At 34.8% G+C, this 22144-nt stretch carries 18 protein-coding genes; 13 read left to right on the forward strand and 5 right to left on the reverse strand.

Features of this window, described 5'->3' with window-relative positions; genetic code table 11:
• Nucleotides 1-13: 13 nt before the first annotated feature.
• From EZ428_RS23240 to EZ428_RS23265, 6 genes are all read left to right on the forward strand, one after another.
• Nucleotides 14-2995 carry a leucine--tRNA ligase gene (locus EZ428_RS23240; protein WP_131555740.1) on the forward strand — a complete coding sequence of 994 codons (2982 nt, stop codon included), beginning with the start codon at nucleotides 14-16 and terminating at the stop codon, nucleotides 2993-2995.
• Nucleotides 2996-3229: 234 nt separating this feature from the next.
• A complete protein-coding gene (locus EZ428_RS23245; protein WP_131555741.1) occupies nucleotides 3230-3745 on the forward strand; it encodes an RNA polymerase sigma factor in 516 nt (171 codons plus the stop codon).
• Between the two features lie 4 nt (nucleotides 3746-3749).
• On the forward strand, nucleotides 3750-4397 hold the full coding sequence (locus tag EZ428_RS23250; protein ID WP_131555742.1) for a hypothetical protein: 648 nt from the start codon (nucleotides 3750-3752) through the stop codon (nucleotides 4395-4397).
• 234 nt (nucleotides 4398-4631) lie between these two features.
• Entirely contained in the window at nucleotides 4632-7043 is a 2412-nt protein-coding gene (locus tag EZ428_RS23255) for a TonB-dependent receptor domain-containing protein (protein ID WP_131555743.1), read from the forward strand.
• 440 nt (nucleotides 7044-7483) lie between these two features.
• Nucleotides 7484-8095, forward strand: coding sequence for a hypothetical protein (locus EZ428_RS23260; protein WP_131555744.1), 612 nt, complete (start codon nucleotides 7484-7486; stop codon nucleotides 8093-8095).
• Nucleotides 8088-8333 carry a redox-active disulfide protein 2 gene (locus EZ428_RS23265; RefSeq protein ID WP_131555745.1) on the forward strand — a complete coding sequence of 82 codons (246 nt, stop codon included), beginning with the start codon at nucleotides 8088-8090 and terminating at the stop codon, nucleotides 8331-8333. Before EZ428_RS23260 ends, EZ428_RS23265 begins: the two co-directional genes overlap by 8 nt.
• A 265-nt stretch (nucleotides 8334-8598) precedes the next feature.
• Here EZ428_RS23265 and EZ428_RS23270 read toward each other — a convergent pair whose 3' ends face one another.
• On the reverse strand, nucleotides 8599-10230 hold the full coding sequence (locus EZ428_RS23270) for an ABC transporter substrate-binding protein (protein WP_131555746.1): 1632 nt from the start codon (nucleotides 10228-10230) through the stop codon (nucleotides 8599-8601).
• Between the two features lie 45 nt (nucleotides 10231-10275).
• Here EZ428_RS23270 and EZ428_RS23275 point away from each other — a divergent pair, with 45 nt between their 5' ends.
• Entirely contained in the window at nucleotides 10276-10731 is a 456-nt protein-coding gene (locus EZ428_RS23275) for a hypothetical protein (protein ID WP_131555747.1), read from the forward strand.
• Nucleotides 10732-10799: 68 nt separating this feature from the next.
• On the opposite strand, the gene EZ428_RS23280 is transcribed toward EZ428_RS23275, so the two are convergent.
• Entirely contained in the window at nucleotides 10800-11321 is a 522-nt protein-coding gene (locus tag EZ428_RS23280; RefSeq protein ID WP_131555748.1) for an NADPH-dependent FMN reductase, read from the reverse strand.
• A 179-nt stretch (nucleotides 11322-11500) separates the two neighbouring features.
• Here EZ428_RS23280 and EZ428_RS23285 point away from each other — a divergent pair, with 179 nt between their 5' ends.
• From EZ428_RS23285 to EZ428_RS23310, 6 genes are all read left to right on the forward strand, one after another.
• Nucleotides 11501-12304, forward strand: a complete 804-nt coding sequence (locus EZ428_RS23285) for a ParA family protein (protein WP_131555749.1) — start codon at nucleotides 11501-11503, stop codon at nucleotides 12302-12304.
• Between the two features lie 9 nt (nucleotides 12305-12313).
• Nucleotides 12314-13213, forward strand: coding sequence for a ParB/RepB/Spo0J family partition protein (locus EZ428_RS23290; RefSeq protein WP_131555750.1), 900 nt, complete (start codon nucleotides 12314-12316; stop codon nucleotides 13211-13213).
• Entirely contained in the window at nucleotides 13213-13884 is a 672-nt protein-coding gene (locus EZ428_RS23295; protein WP_131555751.1) for a DUF5683 domain-containing protein, read from the forward strand. The genes EZ428_RS23290 and EZ428_RS23295 overlap by 1 nt, the downstream gene beginning before the upstream one ends.
• Nucleotides 13881-14621 (forward strand): 4-hydroxy-tetrahydrodipicolinate reductase, encoded by a 741-nt coding sequence (gene dapB / locus EZ428_RS23300; protein WP_131555752.1) that lies wholly within the window; start codon nucleotides 13881-13883, stop codon nucleotides 14619-14621. The genes EZ428_RS23295 and dapB overlap by 4 nt, the downstream gene beginning before the upstream one ends.
• A gap of 65 nt (nucleotides 14622-14686) precedes the next feature.
• On the forward strand, nucleotides 14687-15886 hold the full coding sequence (gene lepB / locus EZ428_RS23305) for a signal peptidase I (RefSeq protein WP_131555753.1): 1200 nt from the start codon (nucleotides 14687-14689) through the stop codon (nucleotides 15884-15886).
• 178 nt (nucleotides 15887-16064) lie between these two features.
• Nucleotides 16065-17924: a mucoidy inhibitor MuiA family protein gene (locus tag EZ428_RS23310; protein WP_165501856.1), complete on the forward strand. Its 1860-nt coding sequence runs from the start codon at nucleotides 16065-16067 to the stop codon at nucleotides 17922-17924.
• A gap of 87 nt (nucleotides 17925-18011) precedes the next feature.
• On the opposite strand, the gene EZ428_RS23315 is transcribed toward EZ428_RS23310, so the two are convergent.
• From EZ428_RS23315 to rimO, 3 genes are all read right to left on the reverse strand, one after another.
• On the reverse strand, nucleotides 18012-19100 hold the full coding sequence (locus EZ428_RS23315) for an Ldh family oxidoreductase (protein ID WP_131555755.1): 1089 nt from the start codon (nucleotides 19098-19100) through the stop codon (nucleotides 18012-18014).
• A 78-nt stretch (nucleotides 19101-19178) separates the two neighbouring features.
• A complete protein-coding gene (bshC, locus tag EZ428_RS23320; RefSeq protein WP_131555756.1) occupies nucleotides 19179-20765 on the reverse strand; it encodes a bacillithiol biosynthesis cysteine-adding enzyme BshC in 1587 nt (528 codons plus the stop codon).
• Between the two features lie 47 nt (nucleotides 20766-20812).
• Entirely contained in the window at nucleotides 20813-22144 is a 1332-nt protein-coding gene (rimO, locus tag EZ428_RS23325; protein ID WP_205945803.1) for a 30S ribosomal protein S12 methylthiotransferase RimO, read from the reverse strand.

Below are 22144 nucleotides of genomic sequence, written 5' to 3' on the forward strand. Positions count from 1 at the left end.
AACGAGGAAATTAATGGATTATCAATTTGCAGCCATCGAGCAGAAGTGGCAAAAGTTTTGGGCAGAAAATCAAACATTTAAAGCCGATTCAAATTCTACAAAACCAAAATACTATGTGTTAGATATGTTTCCCTATCCATCTGGAGCGGGTTTGCATGTTGGGCATCCACTTGGCTATATCGCTTCTGATATTTTCTCTAGATATAAAAGACTAAAAGGTTTTAATGTTTTGCACCCAATGGGATATGATTCTTTTGGTTTGCCAGCAGAACAGTATGCCATTCAAACTGGTCAACATCCAGCAATTACAACTGAAGCAAATATTGCAACTTATCGTCGCCAGTTAGACCAAATTGGTTTTTCTTTTGATTGGAGTCGGGAAGTTCGTACCAGTGAGCCAGGTTATTACAAATGGACTCAATGGATTTTTATGCAATTGTTTAATTCTTGGTACAACTTAGAAACCGACAAAGCGGAAGACATTACCACATTAATAGAAAAATTTAATGCTAGCGGCAGTGCCGATGTTAAAGCTGTTTGCGATGAAGACATATTAAGTTTTATGCCAAGCGATTGGGCAACATTTACAGCCGAGCAAAAACAAGAAGAATTATTAAAATATCGCCTTACCTATTTAAAGGAAAGTACTGTTAATTGGTGCCCTGCTTTGGGAACTGTTTTGGCAAACGATGAAGTGAAAGATGGTTTTTCTGAGCGTGGAGGATATCCAGTTGAACAGAAAAAAATGATGCAATGGAGTATGCGTATTTCTGCTTATGCAGAGCGATTATTACAAGGCTTAAATACCATCGATTGGCCAGAACCTGTTAAAGAAATGCAGCGCAACTGGATTGGCAAAAGTGTAGGAGCGAGTGTACGCTTTAAAATTAACACAAGCAATCTCAATACGCAATACACTATACTCAATACTGATTTCATCGAAGTTTTCACAACCCGTGTTGATACCATTTTCGGTGTTTCATTCATCGTTTTAGCACCAGAGCACGAATTGGTTCAAGCTTTAACAACTGAGGCTCAAAAAGAATCGATAACTAATTACATTGCTCAAACTAAAAAGAAATCTGAATTAGACCGCATGGCGGATACAAAAACAGTTTCTGGAGCATTTACCGGCAGTTATGTGATTAATCCTGTTAATAATGAATTGGTGCCAATTTGGATTGCTGATTACGTTTTAGCTGGTTATGGAACAGGTGCGGTAATGGGTGTGCCAAGTGGCGATCAACGTGATTGGTTGTTTGCTAAACATTTCGATTTACCGATTATCCAAATATTAGACGGACAAAAGGCTATTGAAGTAGAAGCCGACCCAACTAAGGAAGGGAAATATATCAACTCTGATTTCATTAACAACTTAGGTTACAAAGAAGCAGTTTCTTATTTAAACCATTGGTTAGAAAGAGAAGGAGTTGGAAAAGCAAAAGTAAATTACCGCATGCGTGATGCTATTTTTGGTCGCCAGCGTTATTGGGGAGAGCCAATCCCTGTTTACTTTAAAGATGGTTTGCCTTATTTAATTAAGGAAGAAGAATTGCCTTTAATGTTGCCAGAAATTGATAAATATTTACCAACTGAAAGTGGCGAGCCGCCTTTAGGAAGGGCAACTGATTGGAGCTACGAAAAACAATACGAATACGAACTTTCTACGATGCCAGGTTGGGCAGGTAGTAGCTGGTACTGGTACCGTTACATGGATGCACAAAATGATTGTGAATTTGCATCAAAAGATGCCATCGCTTATTGGAAAGATGTGGATTTGTACATTGGTGGTTCTGAACATGCAACTGGTCACTTGTTATATAGCCGTTTCTGGAACAAGTTTTTGAAAGATTTAGGTTATGTAAACGAGGAAGAACCTTTCAAAAAATTGATTAACCAAGGGATGATACAGGGTAGAAGTAGTATCACTTATAGATTAAAGTTTGATTTGGTTTCTAATATTCAAATAGAAGAAAATGAGATAGAGGCTCTTGAAGTAAAAAAGCAAACCCTACCTCAAGTTTTTATTTCTAGTGAAATGATTAAGGGGCTTCAAGAAGATGTTCAAAAAAGGTTAGATTTAGAAAATAATCTAAATAATATTTACTTGACTGAGGATCTAAATTCAGTTTCCTGTCGATTAAAAATTAGCACAGATATTTACTACAATCTTTTTACTCCGATACACACGGATGTGAATATTGTTAATAATGATATACTAAACGTTGAAGATTTTAAGACATTCTTGAATGGAGAGTTTGAAAAATCAATTTTTATATCAGAAGGCCCTTTCAGATGCGGTTTTGAAATTGAGAAGATGTCAAAACGCTATTACAATGTTGTAAATCCTGAAGTTTTAGCTCAACAGTACGGTGCAGATACTTTGCGTATGTACGAAATGTTCTTGGGGCCATTAGAGCAAAGTAAACCTTGGAACACCAACGGAATTGAAGGTGTATTTAAATTCTTGCGTAAGTTCTGGCGTTTGTTCCACAATGAAGAATGGGTATTCCACGTGGAAGATTCAATTCCTGCAAAAGCAGAATTAAAAGCATTGCATAAAATCATTAAAAAAGTACAAGATGATGTAGAACGTTTTTCATTTAATACATCAGTTTCTAGCTTTATGATTGCAGTTAACGAATTAACTGATTTGAAATGCAAAAACCGTCAAGTTTTGGAAGACTTAGTAATTGTACTTTCTCCTTATGCGCCACATATTTGTGAAGAATTATGGTCTTTATTAGGCAATAAGGATTTATCAAATGCAGCTTACCCAACGTTTAATCCAGCTTATTTAGAGGAAGCGGAGTTTGCTTATCCAATATCTATTAACGGTAAAATGAAGATGAATTTAAGCTTGAGCTTAAGTTTAGATGAAACACAAGCAACTGAAACTGTTTTAGCTAACGAACAAGTTAAAGGTTATTTAGAAGGTAAAGCGCCTAAGAAAATCATCTTTGTTAAAGGAAAGATTGTGAATATTGTAGTCTAGTACATAGTATTTAGTACTTAGATATTAGATAGCCACAAATTTACAGAATGTCATCCTGAGGGTAGTCGAAGGGAAATCTGTAAATCTGTGGCTTACTCATTTAAACCCCATATTCTTTGCGCTCTTTGCGCATACTTCTTTTTTTTGCGTTAAAAGACGAAACAAAATAATTTTCACATTCCTTGTGATATTTCTGACCTTGTTGCGATTAATAGGGAAAGATGATTTAAATTAATGCAGCACCAACAAGAATTCTTAAACATTATTGAAACCAATAAGCGACTCATATTTAAAATATGTAATTCTTATTGCCAAAACGCAGATGACCGTGAAGACCTGGCGCAAGAAATCATATTCCAACTATGGAAATCGTGGGGGAACTTCAGTAACGATTACAAGTTGTCTACCTGGATGTATCGCATTGCTTTGAACGTCGCTATTTCATTTTATAGGAGAGAGAAAAAAACAACAAATACAATTTTAATGGGTGAACACTTAATAGAAATTGTTGATGAAGACTGTTCCAAAGGAATGCCTTGGGCAGAAGAAGGTTTAGAAGAAAACCTAAATGCCTTGCAAAAATTCATCAACGAGTTAAGGCCTTTAGATAAAGCATTGATATTATTGTATCTCGAAGAAAAATCCCATAAGGAAATAGCAGAAATTATAGGTATTACTTCCACCAATGTGGCCACAAAAATTGGAAGAATTAAAGAACAGCTTAAACAAAAATTCTCTACTAAAAATTAATCGCATGGAAAATATAGAAATCATTAACCTTTGGAAACAATATGATGAGAAATTAGAAAAATCACTTTCTCTTAATCAAAAAATTATAGCTGAATTGCAACAACAAAAAGCTAAAAGTGCACTTAGACCCGCCAGAAATTATAAACTCTTTGTCGTTTTTTTCGGCATAGTTTATTCGGCTCTAGTTTCTTATTTTTTATATCATTTAAGCCCTATCGCGTCTGTCTTTCTTAATTTGTCGGTAGGAATTCATTTACTGATCATGATCATTGCGGTTGGTATGTATATTAGGCAACTGGTACTTATTAGTGAAATTGATCGCAGTGAAAACATTTTGCAAATGCAGCAGAAAATGGCAAAATTACAAAGCTCGACCTTAAAGGTAATTGGGATTTGTTTTTTACAATTTCCCGTATTTGCAACTTGGAATATTCGTTTAGAGTTAATTGAGAAAAATCCATTAGCGTTTTGGCTTATTCAAATACCTGTTGTAGCCCTATTAACTTACATAGGTATTTGGTTTTTCAAAAATATAAATATCAAGAATATGGACAAAAGGTGGTTCAGGATGATGTTCTATGGTGTAGAATGGAACTCAATAATTAAATCAGGTAAGTTTTTAAAGGAAATAGAAACGTTCGAGAAAAACTAGTCAGTTCTCGGTTAGCAGTTTTTCACAAAGGGATGCCTTGGCACAGTTAGCGGTTTTCAGTTATATCACATCTTCCATCTTACCTTTGCCATCTTACATCTTATTTATTCGTCGATAAATTTCTACCATTCACCGTCTTTTTAATTCAGGCGGTCTAAAATCTCTATAGGCACTTTGTAACAAAACCTACATTTGCAAGACTAATTACAAACAAAACAAATAATACATAATACAATGAAAAAAATTCTACTACTATGCGCAGGTTTACTGATCATGTTTAACGCTCACGCACAATTCCCTATGGGTGGTGGTGGTGCAGCGCCAAAAGTAACTGGTCGTATTACAGCAACTATTATAGATTCGTTAACCAAGCAACCAGTTGATTACGCAACTATATCTTTAGTAAAAGTTAAAGACAACAAAACCGTTAATGGTGGCGTAACAGACGATAAAGGGAAAATCTCTTTACAAAATGTTGCTGCTGATGAATATAAATTAACTATTGGTTTTATTGGTTATAAATCTAAAACCGTAAGTGTTAAAACCACGCTTCAAAAACCAGATTTTGCTTTAGGAAATATCTTTTTAAGTCCAACTTCTAACACTTTAAATGAAGTAAATGTTGTAGGGCAAAAAGCAGTAGTAGAAAATAAGATAGACCGTTTGGTTTACAATGCGGAGGCTGACGCTACTAATGCTGGAGGTGATGCGACAGACGTAATGCGTAAAGTACCGATGCTTTCTGTAGATATTAATGGTAATGTACAATTACGTGGAAGCTCGGTTAGGGTTCTAATTAATGGAAAACCATCTGGAACAATGGCAAACAGCGTTGCAGATGCATTAAAGATGATTCCGGCAGACCAAATTAAAAGTGTAGAGGTGATTACCAACCCATCTGCTAAATATGATGCTGAAGGTTCTGGTGGTATCATCAATATCATTACCAAAAAAAGTAATGCAGAAGGCGTGAGTGGTAGCGTAAATGCAACAGCAGGAACACGCCAAAACAGTGGTGCTTTTAATTTAACAGCTAAAACTGGTCGCTTAAGTGTAAATACAGCTTTAGGTACTCAATTAGCATATCCTCAAGAATCAAGAGTGGTATTCCGTAATAAAACTACTGCAAATAATGTAACTACAGATATTTTGCAAGATGGTATTTCAGATTGGACAAGAGAAGCATACAATGGTAGTTTAGGTTTAGATTACGATTTTAACGCTTATAATAACATCAGTACAAATGCTAAATACACTCGTTTTTATAACGGTGGTCCAGGTACATCGGGCATTTCAACTAATGGCGTTGCGTCTGGTAAGATTGTTAGTAGTACAGATATGAGTAATGGTAACTTAGATTGGAACATGGATTATAAGTTAACCACTAAAAAACAAGGTGAAGAGTTTTCTATTTCAGGCCAATTAACTGCTGGAAAAAACACTAACGAATTTACCAACGATTATCAAACTTCTGCAGGTACACCAATTAGTTATATAGCAAGTAATAACGTTGGCGAAAACAAAGAATACACTGCTCAAACAGATTATGTTTATCCTTTTAGTAAAACGGTAACTTTCGAAGCAGGTGGTAAAGCAATTTTTAGAAATATCCAAAGTCAATATGGTGCTGGAACTAATCAAGATTTTGATTACGACCAAAATGTAGGTGCTGCTTATAGTACAATCGCTTTTAACTTGACTAAAAAAATCCAATTTAAAGGTGGTGTTAGGGGAGAGTATACAGCTATCAATTTCTCTAATAGTAAAAATGATTATTTCAACGTCTTTCCAAGTGCTATTTTATCTCAAACCATTAACGGAAAAACGACTTTAAAATTAGCCTATAACCGTAGGGTTCAACGCCCAAGTTTAGCTTATTTAAATCCTTTCCGTAATGAAGCTAATCAGTTCAGTGTATTTCAGGGAAATCCAGGCTTAAAGCCAGAGTTAAGTGATAACATGGAGTTTGGTTATTCAACCTATATAAAAGGTTCAATCATTAATGCATCTTTATTCTATCGCAATACTAAAAATATCATCGAAACGGTTAATAAAAACGATGTGTCTGGTAAAATTCTATCAACTTTTGAAAACGTTGGTACAACACAAAGTTTTGGTTTTAACTTATTTGCTTCTTACAATCCGGTTCCAAAATGGACATTGATGAGTAACATTGCCTTAAATACTTATGAAATTAATAGTAGACCAGACTTTAAGGGAATGAACGAGGGAACGTTTTTGAACTATAACTTCTTCATGCGTTCTGCAAATTCATTTAAAGGGGGTTGGAATTTAGAGTTTTTCGGTGTGGTTAACTCACCACGTTATACCTACCAAAGTAAAACAGAACCTATGTTCTTTTATGGTGGTGCTGTTAAAAAAGACATCTTCAAAAAACAAGGTACTATTGGATTAAATGTTTTAAATCCATTTAAACGTGATTTACATATCGAAACTGTAACACAGGGGGATAACAACTATCAAAGCCAAAATATTTATTATCCATTACGTTCATTTGGATTAAACTTTAGCTACAAATTCGGTAAGTTGAAATTTACTGAGAAAAAGAAAATCAAAAACGACGATATCAAACAAGACCAAAACCAACAAGGTGGTCAAGGCGGTGGAATGGGTCAAGGAAAATAATACAACACACACATAGATATTAAGCCTTCCCAATTTATTGGGAAGGCTTTTTTTATAATAGTAAATCATCATTGCGAGGATCTGTTTTTCACAGGCCGAAGCAATCTTATTCATAAGTTTGTTAGAAAAACAAGATCAGCATTTCATCACAAATTGCAGATATGTCCCAAAGGGGCTCCCTTGGAGCCAACGCTGCAATCTTTTTATATCAAACCTATAAGATTTTAGAAACCTTATAGGTTTCAAAAAAGTATTTCCCTCCCTTTCCTGCAGGCAGGCGCTAATGTCAGGTTTAGATAACAAAGTCAGCGTTTCAAAACTGCATAGTTCAAAATATATCATCATTCAAATGCTCAAAGGTTTTACAATTTGAGCATTTGTGCTATATTGGGCTGTCGTAAAAATCTATAATAAGCCTAGCCTAAATCCCATTATTGCAAATGAAATTTTCAGAAGACTTACAAAAACTAATACCTTTTGGCTATCTTTTTTTAGTGGTTATGGGCATATTGAAAGAAAGCGTAATTTTTTATCAATTGGGCATTAATATTTTAAAGTATTCTACCCTAATGGACATTTTAATTAGTCCAATTGCTACACTCACTACTCATCCCATCACATTTATAGCCACTATCTCCATATTTGTAATCTGTTACTATTTGCCATCTATTTTATATAAAAACGACCATAAAAAATGGATAAGAAAAATATTCGAATTAAAGCAGACCAAACTCGATTTACCAGAGGTTGAAATCAAAAAATACTATGCCTTTATTTCAATTAAATTTCTTGCTGTTGGCCTGTTGTCAGTTTATTTGGGTTATGGGACTGCCGAAGGGTTTATGGCAGCAAAAAGGATAAGAGAAGGTAAGTTAAAATATGACTACACGCTAAATTATAGTAATGGTGGAACGGAACAAATAAGCCTTATCAATACAAACACAGTGTATTATTTTTATGTTTCTAAAGGGAGTAAAACCATTAAAATTGCTCCAATTGGAGCAATAAAAAATATCGAATTAACCAATAACAGAATGTTCAAAAATGAGTAAAAAGGGCCTGTCAGAACTAAGCAATGAGGAGTTGCTTAAAAATGAAAAAACATTAAAAACAATAACATCAATGCTTGCTGGCGCTATATTTTTGTTATTCGTTGTAAATATATTCTTAGCTTTTAAAAAAGGATTTAGCGCATTGAGTGCGGTTCCTATTGCGTTACTGCCAATTGTGATTATCAATTTTAATTCTTTAAAAGAAATGAAAAAGGAAATAAAAGCGAGGGGTTTGTAGCAAGAAAAAATAGTCTGTTTTCTTTGCAGTATTATTAATTTTTAGAAAAACAAAGTCAGTATTTCATAGGGGACTGTAGCCCTGTCCCAAAGGGACTCCCTTGGAGCCAACGCTGCAATCTTTTTTGTCCTTCGACAAGCTCAGGATGACAAAAAAGGATTTTCGTTTATGTCAGGTTTAGGGAAAGGTGTGAATATGCTCTTTAGAACGTTATGTTTGCAAGTAGCTGATAAACAATTGAACAATAAGCAATCTAACAATCCCTCTATTTCTTCTTCACTCTTTTCAAAATCATTAAGCTTAACGGGTTTATCGGATACCCACTAATGTTATTTTGCAACATCACTACAGATTGGTCGTACAAAATAGGAACTACAGATGCATTTTCCATGACCATATTATCCATTTTATAATAAAGCTCATAACGTTTTTTGGCGTCGCTTTCAAAGTAGCTTTGTTCAAAGAGCTTGTCAAATTCATCATTAAAATAACCAGTGTAATTTGGCCCGAATGGAACCCTGTTTTTAGAATAGAAAACAGATAGATAATTTTCGCCATCAGGATAATCGGCAATCCATGAACCTCTAAAGAAGTTAACTTCATTTTTAGCCATCATATCGCGTAAACTTGCACTTGGGCTCACATCTACTTTGGCTTTTATGCCTAAATTGCTTAATTCTCCCTGAATAAATTCAATCAAATCTTTATAAGTGGTTGAGGTGCTCAAAGTAACCTCAGGCATTCCTTTCCCATTTGGATAACCAGCTTCGGCCAATAGCTTCGCAGCCATAACAGGGTTATAGTCATAACCTTTAACTCTTGCACTATCAAAACCAGGCATCCCTTTGGGTATAAAACCAGCTGTTGCAGGTACGCCAACGCTATTTCTCAAATATTTAATCAACTTGGGCTTGTCGATCCCGTAATTAATAGCTTGTCTAACTTTTTTAAATCTTAATGGAGAGTTTTGAACAATGGTTTTGGAAGTATCAACCAAAATGCCTACATACTCTGTGCATAAGTAAGGCCCTTTTATCAGTTGAAACTCACCTTTATATTTGCTGGTCATTTTGCCACTTTTGGTTAAAATGTCATCTCTGTAACTGCCATCAACACTGTTGAAAAAGTCTAATTCCTTTTTAATGAAATTCATGAAGGCACTTTGTTTATCTGTTATGAAAGTAACTTTAACGGCGTCTAAATAGGGTAAGCGAACCTGGCCATCTTTTTCCCAATAGTTTTCATTTTTAAGCAGTACTAAAATCTCATCTTCCTTCCAGTATTTAAACTTAAATGGGCCAGTTCCAACTGGGTGATTACGAAAATCTTTACCATAATGTTCTACTACTTCTTTTGGTACAACTGAACAGTATTGGGCGGTTAGCAACTGCATAAAAGCAGGGAAAGGTTTTAATAAAGTAATTTGAAAAGTGCTGTCATTCAAAGCTTTAAAGCCATTAGCATCCTTCACCTTATCACTAAAAATCCATCCTCCAGACGAGGCAACCTTTGGGTCGATTAAACGATAAAAACTATAAGCAAAATCTGCTGCAACAACTTTTCTCCCTTTGCCTGCTTTAAATAAGGGGTCGTCTTGAAAATAAACGTCATCCCTTAAATTGAAGGTGTAGGTTAAGCCGTCATTAGACATTTGCCAGGTTTTAGCAATGCAAGGAATAGGATTTAATGCGTTATCTACCTGTACCAAGCCATTAAAAATTTGATTGATCATCCAAATGGCATTTTGGTTACGAGCAAAAGCTGGGTCTAACGAAGTTACATTTTGGTCTAGGTTAATATTGAATACTTTTTTGCCAGCACTGTCATCTCCTCCTTTGCAGGAAACGATAGTTAGTAGGCAAAGAATCCAAAATATATCGCTTATAATTCTACGCATCAGTTTAGGAATACTATTTTTGTACAAATTAATAAATAAATTCAGATGTCTTTTTTAAATGAGCTTATAAATAGTGAAAATGATGAAATTTTACGCGAAGAATTACACGAGCGTGTAGATATTGTTACGCATAAAATTAAGTTCATGGAGAAAGTGCCTGTAATTTGTTTAAATGCAGCTAACGAAATCCACGCTGGCTTGAACCATTTAATAGAATTGGCTGGTGGAGAATTAGTGCCTGTTGCACTTGATGCTAAGGTTGTTATTTATGCAGAATACCAATCAGGAATTGGAGATTTGTTAGGGAAGGTAGTTGATGCGATTTCGCCTCAATGGCCGGCGGTTACTTACAATCACGTTTATATTTTAGATGACAGCCATGTTATAGCAAAACTTGCTGCCGACCAAGTAACCGATTTAGAAGACATTGCAGAAATGCTACATCCAGGTTTTTTTGTGTTTGGAAACGAAGGAAAGAATTGGATAAACTTCAGTTCTTAAATGTAAGAAGTAAAATGTAAGATGGAAGATGTGGTGTTGCACTTTGTCTCAAATCTCACTTCTCAAATCTAATAAACTGCAAACTTATCCATCTGTTGGTTCACAAATTTCAAAGTATCTTCTTTGGTTAATTGCGCATTTTCATTCAACTCTGTTTTTATGTCAGAAATGTGCAAACGCAAAGGCATTACGTTTAAATGTAAGTAAGCGCAAACGCCATTGAAGTGTTCAATGCCACGAATATTGCCATATTTGCCAGAAGAAATACCCACTAAGCAGGCTTTTTTATCGTAAAAACTTTCTGGAAAAGAACAGGCGTCTATAAATGTTTTAAGCACACCTGGGAAACTACCGTTGTATTCGGGAATTACGAAAAGGAATTTTTCGGTTTTGGTAACCAAATCTTGAATTTTTGAAAAGGCTTCACTTCTTTTGCCATAAAGATCGGTGCCGATTAAAGTTTCAGGCAAGTCTTGTAAGTCTAATAATTCAGTTTTCAATCCCTTTTCTGCCAGTTGGTTCTGATAAAATTTGGCAACTTTTAGTGTGTTGCTATTTGGTCTATTAGTGCCTGCTATTATGGTAATCATGCTAAAAAATGTTGATAAGATGTGCAAAACACTTATGCCTTTAATACTTAAATTAGGTTTTAGTTTGTATCTTAGCTAATTGTTAAATGTGCTTGTTTTGATGCAAAAATAGCATTTTCTGAACATTAATATTGTAAAATAAAGTCACACTTAGTTTTGACGATTTTTTAAAAAGATAGATGAGTAAAATTATTGCTTTAGCAAACCAAAAAGGCGGTGTAGGTAAAACAACTTCGTCGATAAATTTAGCAGCCAGCTTAGCGGTTTTAGAATATAAAACACTTTTAGTGGATGCGGATCCACAAGCAAACTCTACATCGGGTATTGGTTTCGACCCAAGAAATATCAAGAATAGTATTTACGAGTGTATCATCAATGATGTTGATCCGCTAGATGCGATTGTTAAAACCGAGACCCCAAACCTAGACCTATTACCAGCTCATATTGATTTAGTTGGTGCTGAAATTGAAATGATTAACCTGACCAGTCGTGAGTATAAAATGAAGGCTGTTTTGGAGAAAGTCAAAGACCAATATGATTTTATCATTATTGATTGTTCCCCATCCTTAGGTTTAATTACCATTAACTCATTAACAGCCGCGGATTCTGTAATTATCCCAGTTCAGTGCGAATATTTCGCTTTAGAAGGTTTAGGTAAATTGTTAAACACAATTAAAATTGTTCAAAGTCGTTTAAATCCTGAGTTAGAGATTGAAGGTATTTTGTTGACAATGTATGATGTGAGATTGCGTTTATCTAATCAAGTGGTAGAAGAGGTGAAAACACATTTCCAAGATTTGGTTTTCGATACCATCATTCAACGTAACACACGTTTAAGCGAAGCACCAAGTTATGGTGTATCTGTAATTATGCATGATGCAAACTGTAAAGGTGCTATTAACTATTTAAACTTAGCTAGAGAAATTGTTCGTAAAAATGGTTTAGTAACCGAAGAACAAGATGTAACTACTGCAACAATATAAATTTTTTAGATGACATCTTTTCAGCGAAAAACAGGTTTAGGAAAAGGATTAAGTGCGCTTTTGGATGATAATGACTCAGTTCATGCTCCAAAAAATGGTAACGATTCTCTAGAACAAACCGCCCAAATAGGCAGCATAAGTGAAGTTAGTATCAATGATATAGAAACCAATCCTTATCAGCCCCGTACAGAGTTTGATCAAGTTGCTTTAAATGAACTTTCGGAATCTATAAAAGTTCAAGGTTTAATTCAGCCTATCACCGTTAGAAAAAACGGAACTAAATATCAACTTATTTCTGGTGAGCGTAGATTAAGAGCCTCAAAACTTGCGGGTTTAACTCAAATTCCAGCCTATATTCGCACAGCGGATAATCAGCAAATGCTAGAAATGGCGTTGATTGAGAATATTCAACGTGAAAATTTAAATGCTATTGAAGTTGCATTGAGCTTTCAGATGATGATTGATGAATGTAGCCTTAAACCAGAGCAATTGGGTGAGCGTGTTGGTAAAAATCGTACTACTGTAAGCAATTACCTTCGTTTATTAAAATTACCTCCAGTTATTCAGGCATCCATTAGAGATGGAAAAATTTCTATGGGTCACGCTCGTGCTTTAATCAGCGTAGAAGAAGAGGCAAAACAATTGTTTATCCATCAAGAAATCATAGATAAAGGCTTATCTGTTCGTAAGGTAGAGGAATTGGTTCGTAGCATTCACCATGTGCAAGTAAAACCTAAGGCTAATCCTGTGGGCGTTTCATTTGAGTACCAAAAATTACAAAAAGATTTGGCTTCTAAATTTGCCACTAAAGTAAAATTAAAGGTAAACGACAATGGTAAAGGAGCTATTGAAATTCCATTCGTTTCTAACGATGACCTTAATAGAATCCTTGAACTTTTAGATTGGTAATGCGATTCTTATTGCTTTTAGTTACATTTCTTTTAACTTTTGCTACGGTAAAGGCGCAAAATCCTGTAATTAAAAAGCCAGCAGATACAGCCAAAGATAGGGTAGACACCTTAAAATCTCCAGAATACGTAAACCTTGGTCGAATTGCAGGTAAAAAGGCGGTTCGTCGTTCATTAATTTTCCCTGGACTAGGGCAAATGTATAACTACGGTTTAGTAGTTAATGACGTGAAGAGTGGGGCTGTTCAAGGGAAAAGAATTGGTCAAAAAATATACTTAATGGGTAAAATTGGTGCCATTTACGCTGGTGGTACAATGTTAGTCATGTCTTATATTGATAACAGACAGGAATACAAAAGGTTTTTAGGAGAGTTGCAATACAGGAGCTTACATAATAACACTCCAATGCCTGGTGGGAATTTATCTCAGTATACCAATACAGAAGCATTAACAATTGCCAAAAACATTTATAAGCGTAACAGTCAAGTTGTTTTAATATCTTTAGTGGGCTTATATGGGCTAAACGTACTTGACGCCTATGTTACTGCCCGGTTAAAATATTTTAATGTTGATGATACATTGACTTTTAAAATCTCACCATCTACAATTAATAACACTACAATGTATGGCTATTCTCCAGCGCCAGCATTAAAACTCACCATAAAATTATGAAGATAGCATTATTGGGTTATGGCAAAATGGGTCAAATTATAGAGCGTTTTGCTTTAGAAAGAGGCCATGAAGTTGTACTTAAAATAAACATCGATAACGTAGAAGATTTTACCTTAGCAAACTTAAAAAAGGCAGATGTTGCTATAGACTTTAGTGCGCCAGATGCTGCGGTAGATAATATTTATAAATGTTTTGAAGCTAATTTGCCCGTTGTGGTTGGTACAACTGGTTGGTATGGTAAATTGCAAGAAATTAAAAATGATTGTTTAAGCAGTAACAATACTTTACTTTATGGTTCTAACTTTAGCGTTGGCGTTAATTTGTTTTTCCATTTAAATAAAGTATTAGCAAAGCTGATGAATAATTACCCAGCTTATGAAGTGCAGGTGGAGGAAATTCATCATACACAAAAGTTGGATGCGCCAAGTGGAACAGCGATGACAATTGCTGAAGAGATTATAGAGGAACTGGATAGAAAATCTGAGTGGTTAAACGAAGTAGTAGGAACTCCAATTCCAGATGTAATTAAAAATGACCAATTATTAATTGAATCTCACAGAATTGAAAATGTACCAGGTACTCATACAGTGGTATATAGTTCTGAAGTTGATGATATAGAAATAAAACACACTGCGCATAATAGGGCAGGGTTTGCATTAGGAGCGGTTATAGCTGCAGAATGGTTACAAAACAAACAAGGCTTTTATAACATTGCCGATGTTTTTAATTTTAAATAAAGTAGAAGGACTAAAGCTGAAAGCCTAACAATAATATTAAGACAATCAGTTAAACTGAACAAAATATGAACTACAAATTCTGGCAGAAAAATAAAAATGCAGAGCCAAAAAAGAAAAAGAGTAAAACTAGAGAATGGACAGACGCCATTATTTTTGCCGTTGTTGCGGCAACAATTATAAGGGTTTTCTTTATTGAAGCTTATACGATTCCTTCTGGTTCAATGGAAAAGTCGCTATTAGTTGGCGACTTCTTGTTTGTAAGTAAAGTAAATTATGGTGCTCGTATTCCGATGACACCAGTAGCATTTCCTTTTTCGCATCATACTTTGCCCTTTACTGCTACCACAAAAGCTTATTGGGATGGCGTACAATGGAAATACAGAAGGTTACCAGGTTTACAAGACATTAAAAATAATGACGTGGTAGTTTTTAATTTCCCAGAAGGAGATACAGTAATGTTGGAAAACCAAAACCCAAATTATTACGATAATGTAAGGGCATTTGGTTGGCAAAAAACAAATTCAGATTATACAATTACAAGCAGGCCTGTAGATAAACGTGAGAATTACATCAAACGTTGTATTGGTATTGCTGGTGATGTGGTAAGTATGAAGAATGGTATCGTTAATGTAAATGGTAAAGATGAACCTTTAAAAAATACTGGAATGATGCCATACCGCATTCAGTTTACGAAAACAGAGATAGAAACAAAACCGCTAGAAGATTTGGGCTTTGTAACAGGAGAGATGATTAAGGAGACTGAAGATACTTACCTAGGTAATGCATCAGCGGAAATGATAACCGAACTTAAAAAATTGGATTTCGTAAAATCTGCTGTGATGGTGGCTGCGAAAACTGATGAAAAAGAAATGGGTGGAATATTTCCTCATGACCCAAAAAGGCCTTGGAATAGAGATAATTTTGGGCCAATTAAAATCCCAGCTAAAGGATGGACTGTTCAAATTGATAGCATTACAATGCCATTGTATTATAGGGCGATAAGAACTTATGAAGGTAACAAGGTAGAGAAAAAGGGTAATTATTGGTACATCAACGATAAAATTGCCACATCTTATACTTTTAAAATGAATTATTATTGGATGATGGGAGATAATCGTCATAACTCATTAGATTCTCGTTATTGGGGCTTTGTGCCAGAAGATCATATTGTTGGTAAAGCTTTATTTATTTGGATGAGCTTTGACAGCAATGGTTCTTGGTTCAGTAAAATTAGATGGAGTAGACTATTTAAAGGCATAAACTAATTTTATTTATTTGCCATTCTGAGCTTGCGAAGAACCCCAAAGAGCTTAGTGAAGCCAATCTCATAAAAAGAATTAAAAAGCCACGATAATTTATCGTGGCTTTTTTGTTAAAATAATTTCATGCAATTTCTTGTCAGTTGTCATCTACCTATTATAAACCATAATATAAATGACGCTTATGAGAAACCTATTCCTTTTCACCATCTTAATTCTATCTAATTTCTTAGCTACTGCTCAAGAAAATCAAATCTCAGCTATTTCTAAAATCACGAATGTAACCGTATTCATAAGTGGTGCGCAAGTATACAGGCAAACAGAAACGTTCGATGTTCCTCAGGGAGTAAGTCAATTTATTTTTGCTGGACTTTCATCTGCAATAGATGTACAAAGCATACAAGCTAAGGGCGAAGGTAATTTTACCATTCTATCTGTAACCCAACAAAAGAATTTTTTATTAGAGAAGAAAAACTCTGAAGAGAAGGCAAATTACATCAATACTATTGCAGATTTAAATGAAAAAATATTGCTTTTAAGAAATGAGAGTGAGGTTTACAAGGCTGAAGAAGAAATGTTAGTTAAGAACCAGATTGTAATGGGGCCAAATGTAAACTACGATTTGGTGAAGTTAAAACAGGCACTTGACTTTCAGAAACAGAGATTGTCTGAGGCAAAAAACAAACAAATAGAAATTACTAGGGCAATAGCCAAACTTCAAACAGATTTAAATAAATACAACAATCAGTTAAATGAATTGAATGGTAAATCCTTAAAAAATTCAAATGATGTGATTGTAAAAGTCTCATCTAAACTAGTTACAAAGGGAAAATTTTCCTTAACCTATATGGTTAATAATGCTGGCTGGTATCCAACTTATGATATCAGGGCAAAGGATGTTTCTAGCCCGATTGAGTTAGTATACAAGGCAAATGTATCACAGAGCTCTGGTGAAGATTGGAAAAATGTGAGGTTGGCATTGTCATCAGGTAACCCTACAACTAATAGCACAAAACCTAGCTTAGGTACATATAACTTGGGATATATTAGGGATGGTTATTCAACTAACAATATCTCAACATCGAGTGTAAGAATAATCAAAGGTAAAGTTTTTGGTGATGATGGATTGGCTGTTCCAGGGGTTTCAATTCGTGTTAAAAACACTTCTGTGGGTACTTCAACAGATGTAAATGGAAATTATACCATTCAACTTCCTGTGGGTGCAATTACTTTAGTTGCCTCTTATATAGGCTATGTTACTAAAGAAATTCAAGCTAATTCAAATTATCTAAATATCAATTTAGAGCCAGATAGTAAATCATTAGATGAAGTTGTGGTTGTAGGTTATGGTAGTTCAGATAAATCATATATAACAGGTTCAGTATCAAAAGCAAAAAAGGAAACCCATGCCGTAGAAGTTAACGCAGTTGAAAAACAGACAAATGTTGTGTTTGACATCAAAAACCCATATACTATTTTAAGCGATGGAAAACAGTTTGCTGTTGAGATAGGTGATTATGACTTTAAGGCAGATTACGAATATTTTGCAGCACCTAAACTAAGTGAGGAAGCTTTTTTAACGGCTAAAATTAATGGATTTAGCGAAGCTAATTTAATCAGTGGAGAAGCTAACATTTTCTTTGAAGGCACTTATTTAGGCAAGACATTGTTAGATGTTCAGAATTCTTCAGATACGTTAACTTTATCGCTAGGGACAGATAAAAATGTAATCATCAAAAGAGAGAAGCAAAAAGATTTTAATGAAAAACAGTTTATAGGCTCTTCTCAGAAAGATAGCAGAAGTTTTATAATTGATATCAAGAATAGAAAGTCTCAAGCCATTAATTTAATTATTGAAGACCAGTTGCCGATTTCTACTAATAGTGATATTACCGTTGATAGGCAAGAAATTTCAAAAGCTAGGTATGATGAAACCAACGGAAAATTAACTTGGCAAATGGTTTTACAGCCTAATGAGCAAAAGAAGTTAGCTTTAAAATATCAAGTAAAATATCCTAAGAATAGGCCAATTAATTTGGAATAATCGAGAAATTTGTCATTCAGGGCGAAGCGAAGGATCTCAAGAGATTTACATTAGAGATTCCTCGTAAACTCGGAATGACAAAGTTTATTAAGGATTCAATCCCTCAATCCCTAGCTTTTCAGCTAATTCATTTAAGTCTTTAACTACAACATCGATGATTGGGATGCCTGTTATTTTTCTTCCTCGTTCAAAATTATGCTCAGGTTCTCCTGGAATAATGACCTTTTTATCAGGGTCTATTGTTTTGGCACTTTTAAAACGCTCAATCCAATTATCCAAATGATTTTTAAAATCTTCTGCAGGGCGAAAACCATCTACACGCATTGCTCCTAAAAAATGGCCTAATCCTTCGCCTACTGGATTTGCTGATGGCTCCAAAAATGCAACAAAAGGCGGAACCCAAGGGCCATAATTGGCGCCAGAAAGCACGCCTGATAAAATATCCACAGTTGCACTTAATCCATAACCCTTGTGGCTGCCATGCTCTTTGTCGCTACCCAAAGGCAATAGAGAACCACCACTTTTTAATTCATTTGGATTGATGGAATTCTTTCCGTCCTTATCTTGTACCCAGCCATCAGGAATCTCCTTATTAGCTCTTTGTGCTATTTCTAATTTGCCGTTTGCAGCAGCTGCGGTAGCCATATCTACAATAACAGGTGGATATTTCCCCGCAGGGAACGCATAACACATTGGGTTGGTGCCCAATAAACGTTCATTGGCATAAGTAGGGGCAACCAACGGACTAGCATTGGTCATGCTAATGCCAATCATATCTTTTTCTACCGCCATTAATGCGTGGTATCCTGCAATGCCGAAATGATTAGAGTTTTTTACAGAAACCCAACCACTACCATATTTCTCTGCCTTTTCAATGGCAATTTTCATTGCAAAAGGAGCAACAACTAATCCTAAGCCAGCATCACCATCAACAGTTGCCGTTGTAGGTGTTTCATAAACTACTTTAATGTTAGGTGTAGCATTAATCCTTTTCTTTTCCCACAAACGAACATAGCCACTTAAACGAGCCACGCCATGAGAATCAATACCCCTTAAATCAGATTTTATTAAAACATCTGTAGCTAATGCTGCGTGTTCATCAGAACACCCCATTTTTTTAAAAACTGCGTAGGTAAAAGTTCTAAGTTTGTCCTCGGTAAAAGTGATAAAGTTCATTTTATAGTATTGGGAAATGAATATTGCGTATTGAGATAATGTTTTCTAGCTTTCGGTCTCTCGGACTTTTCCGACTTTCTATGGCAACAACAAAGTAAAATCGCCACCCAAAGGTTGAAAGTTTTCTATTAATGAAGAAAGAAAATCTTCGCCATAATTAACATACATTGGCGCAAGGTTTACTACTCTTTCTTGTAATGTTCCACTTGGAAAAAGTCTTGCTTTTACGTTTTCTATTTGTTTAAGAGAAACTCCATGCTTCCTTTTTTCTGCTTTAAAAAGTTTTTTCTCAAGATTACCTAACAAATGGTTGGTTTTAGTTTTAGCAGAATCAGTCGCTTTTTCTAAAGTTTTATCAATCTTAAAAGCATTTAGTTTTATTTGATCAAAGATTCCCTGTACGGCCCTAATTTCATCAGCTAAACTTAAAACAGATTCGCTGTTTTTCTTAATCCATATATTTTTTAGTTCTTCGGTAGGTAAAAAAGCATCTTCTAGTTTAAAGCCTAATTTATTTAAGTTTTGAGCACTTCTTTTATCAACCAGCAATGCTGAATTACGGAGTAAAAGCACAGGGAAATCAACTTTGTAGAAATCGAAATTTGCTTTTAATTGCATCCAATAAGAAACCTCCGCACCACCACCAATGTAGGCGATATTGGGTAAGATCACTTCTTGGTATAAAGGTCTCATGATTACATTCGGACTAAATCTTTCTGGATGAGTTTCAATTTCCTTCAGTAATTCTTCTTTAGTAAAACTGATGTCTGTATGATTTACCGTAAAGAGATTATTTTTTTCAATTATTCTTTCACGGAGATTATCTATCAAGTAAAAGAAATTGATATTTCTTCCGTTTACTTGGGTTTTGTAACCATTTTGCTCTAGAGTTTCGCTAGTTTTTTCAGTTAGATGCGCACTGTTTTGCTCTGTAATATCTTGTTTGATGATGGCACTAAACTGTTTTTTTAATTTAGTGTCATCGGCGTTTATAATTACTAAACCATATCTTTCAAATAAGCTATTTACTAACACCCTAGTGGCATCTGCTAGATTGTCGTTTTCCAAATAGGCCTGTTCAACTAGTTTCGCTAATTTTTTTCCATTTTTACTAATGCCTAGATAAGCTTTATAAGCCATAACAGCTGCTTCAACTGTTTTTGTGCTTAATCTGCCAGTTGCACCGTTAGTTTGCTGTATCCAACTTATGTTTTTTTCATCAACGCTAACATGGTTAATTTCCTCAAAATCATGGTCTTCAGTAGCCATCCAATAAATTGGGATAAAATTCTTTTCAGGATAAGCAATTTTTAACTCAAGTGCTAAATTTATAGTGGTTACAATTTTGTAGATGAAGTATAAAGGACCTGTAAATAAATTAAGCTGGTGCCCAGTTGTAATGGTAAAAGTATTTTCATCTGCCAGCAAATTAATGTTATGATTTACTGACTTATTAGTCTTTACATTTTGATACTGTTGGTTTAATACCTCAACTAACTCAGCCCTATCACCCTTAAAATTTCGTGCATCAACAGCTCTTTTTAAGCCTTCCATATCGGGACGAAAACTGTAAAAAGGTTTTAGGAATTCCTCGTCATTTACATAATCTAAAACAAGTTTAGAGAACGAATGTGTGTCTTGGTAAGAGATGTATTTTGCCTTCATGTTATACGAAATTAACTTAATTTACTAAACATTTTTAGGCGTGAGATTTATTTTACAATTTGTCCATACAGGTCGAAATCTTCTGCACGGTCTATCTTCACATTTACAAAACTTCCATTAGCTGCATAACCAGAATTTGCATCAATCAAAACTTCATTGTCAACCTCAGGAGAATCAAATTCGGTACGTCCAATAAAGAAATCGCCCTCTTTTCTGTCGATTAAAACTTTATAGGTTTTTCCAACTTTCTCTTGATTGATATCGAATGAAATACCTTGTTGTAATTCCATTATAGCATCTACACGAGCTTGTTTAATATCTTCAGGAACATCATCAATTAATTGATGTGCGTGAGTTTTTTCTTCGTGAGAATAAGTAAAGCAGCCTAAACGGTCAAAGCGAGTCTCCTCAACCCAATTGTACATTTCTTCGAAATCTTGCTCTGTTTCTCCAGGGTAACCACAAATTAAAGTGGTACGCATGGCGATGTTTGGAACTTTTGCTCTGATTTCATTTACAATATCTATGGTTTTTTGCTTCGTAATACCACGACGCATAGATTTTAACATGTTATCGGTAATGTGTTGTAAAGGCATATCTAGATACTTGCAAATGTTTTCTCGTTCGTTCATTGCATCTAAAATTTCCATCGGGAAACCAGATGGATAAGCATATTGTAATCTAATCCATTCAATTCCTTTTACATCTGATAAACGGCGTAGTAATTCATCTAAATTACGTTTGCCATATATATCTAAACCATAATAAGTAAGGTCTTGGGCAATTAGAATTAATTCTTTTGTCCCATTAGCTGCTAAAATTTTCGCTTCATTAACCAACTCGTTCATGTCTCTTGAAACGTGTTTACCACGCATTAATGGGATGGCGCAAAATGAACAAGGACGATTACATCCTTCTGCAATTTTAAAATAAGCGAAGTGAGATGGAGTAGTTAATAAACGTTCTCCGATTAATTCATGTTTATAGTTTGCACCTAAACTATGCAATATGTTTTCTAAATCGTTCGTGCCAAAAAAAGCATCAACGTTAGTAATTTCTGATTCAAGCTCTGGTTTATATCGCTCAGATAAGCATCCTGTAACAATTACCTTTCCAATTTTACCATCATCTTTTAATTGACTGTATTGTAGTATGGTATCAATAGATTCTTGTTTGGCATTATCGATAAATCCACAAGTATTAATGACTACAATATCATCTTTTCCCATTTTATTGGATTCATGTTCAACCAATAAATTATTACCACGTAACTGACCCATTAACACTTCAGAATCATAAGTGTTTTTTGAGCAACCTAAAGTTATTACATTGATTTTAGGTTTAGTAACCGGTTTAACAAGCTTATTTTTAGTAATCAT

Source organism: Pedobacter frigiditerrae (genome assembly GCF_004331645.1).
GTDB classification, from domain to species: domain Bacteria; phylum Bacteroidota; class Bacteroidia; order Sphingobacteriales; family Sphingobacteriaceae; genus Pedobacter; species Pedobacter frigiditerrae.

What these genes read in the sequence shown, in the direction of transcription:
- EZ428_RS23240 (WP_131555740.1), top strand. Translation starts at nt 14, where the DNA reads ATGGATTATCAATTTGCAGCCATCGAGCAGAAGTGGCAAAAGTTTTGG.
- EZ428_RS23245 (WP_131555741.1), top strand. Translation starts at nt 3,230, where the DNA reads ATGCAGCACCAACAAGAATTCTTAAACATTATTGAAACCAATAAGCGA.
- EZ428_RS23250 (WP_131555742.1), top strand. Translation starts at nt 3,750, where the DNA reads ATGGAAAATATAGAAATCATTAACCTTTGGAAACAATATGATGAGAAA.
- EZ428_RS23255 (WP_131555743.1), top strand. Translation starts at nt 4,632, where the DNA reads ATGAAAAAAATTCTACTACTATGCGCAGGTTTACTGATCATGTTTAAC.
- EZ428_RS23260 (WP_131555744.1), top strand. Translation starts at nt 7,484, where the DNA reads ATGAAATTTTCAGAAGACTTACAAAAACTAATACCTTTTGGCTATCTT.
- EZ428_RS23265 (WP_131555745.1), top strand. Translation starts at nt 8,088, where the DNA reads ATGAGTAAAAAGGGCCTGTCAGAACTAAGCAATGAGGAGTTGCTTAAA.
- EZ428_RS23270 (WP_131555746.1), bottom strand. Translation starts at nt 10,230, where the DNA reads ATGCGTAGAATTATAAGCGATATATTTTGGATTCTTTGCCTACTAACT.
- EZ428_RS23275 (WP_131555747.1), top strand. Translation starts at nt 10,276, where the DNA reads ATGTCTTTTTTAAATGAGCTTATAAATAGTGAAAATGATGAAATTTTA.
- EZ428_RS23280 (WP_131555748.1), bottom strand. Translation starts at nt 11,321, where the DNA reads ATGATTACCATAATAGCAGGCACTAATAGACCAAATAGCAACACACTA.
- EZ428_RS23285 (WP_131555749.1), top strand. Translation starts at nt 11,501, where the DNA reads ATGAGTAAAATTATTGCTTTAGCAAACCAAAAAGGCGGTGTAGGTAAA.
- EZ428_RS23290 (WP_131555750.1), top strand. Translation starts at nt 12,314, where the DNA reads ATGACATCTTTTCAGCGAAAAACAGGTTTAGGAAAAGGATTAAGTGCG.
- EZ428_RS23295 (WP_131555751.1), top strand. Translation starts at nt 13,213, where the DNA reads ATGCGATTCTTATTGCTTTTAGTTACATTTCTTTTAACTTTTGCTACG.
- dapB (WP_131555752.1), top strand. Translation starts at nt 13,881, where the DNA reads ATGAAGATAGCATTATTGGGTTATGGCAAAATGGGTCAAATTATAGAG.
- lepB (WP_131555753.1), top strand. Translation starts at nt 14,687, where the DNA reads ATGAACTACAAATTCTGGCAGAAAAATAAAAATGCAGAGCCAAAAAAG.
- EZ428_RS23310 (WP_165501856.1), top strand. Translation starts at nt 16,065, where the DNA reads ATGAGAAACCTATTCCTTTTCACCATCTTAATTCTATCTAATTTCTTA.
- EZ428_RS23315 (WP_131555755.1), bottom strand. Translation starts at nt 19,100, where the DNA reads ATGAACTTTATCACTTTTACCGAGGACAAACTTAGAACTTTTACCTAC.
- bshC (WP_131555756.1), bottom strand. Translation starts at nt 20,765, where the DNA reads ATGAAGGCAAAATACATCTCTTACCAAGACACACATTCGTTCTCTAAA.
- rimO (WP_205945803.1), bottom strand. Translation starts at nt 22,144, where the DNA reads ATGATTACTAAAAATAAGCTTGTTAAACCGGTTACTAAACCTAAAATC.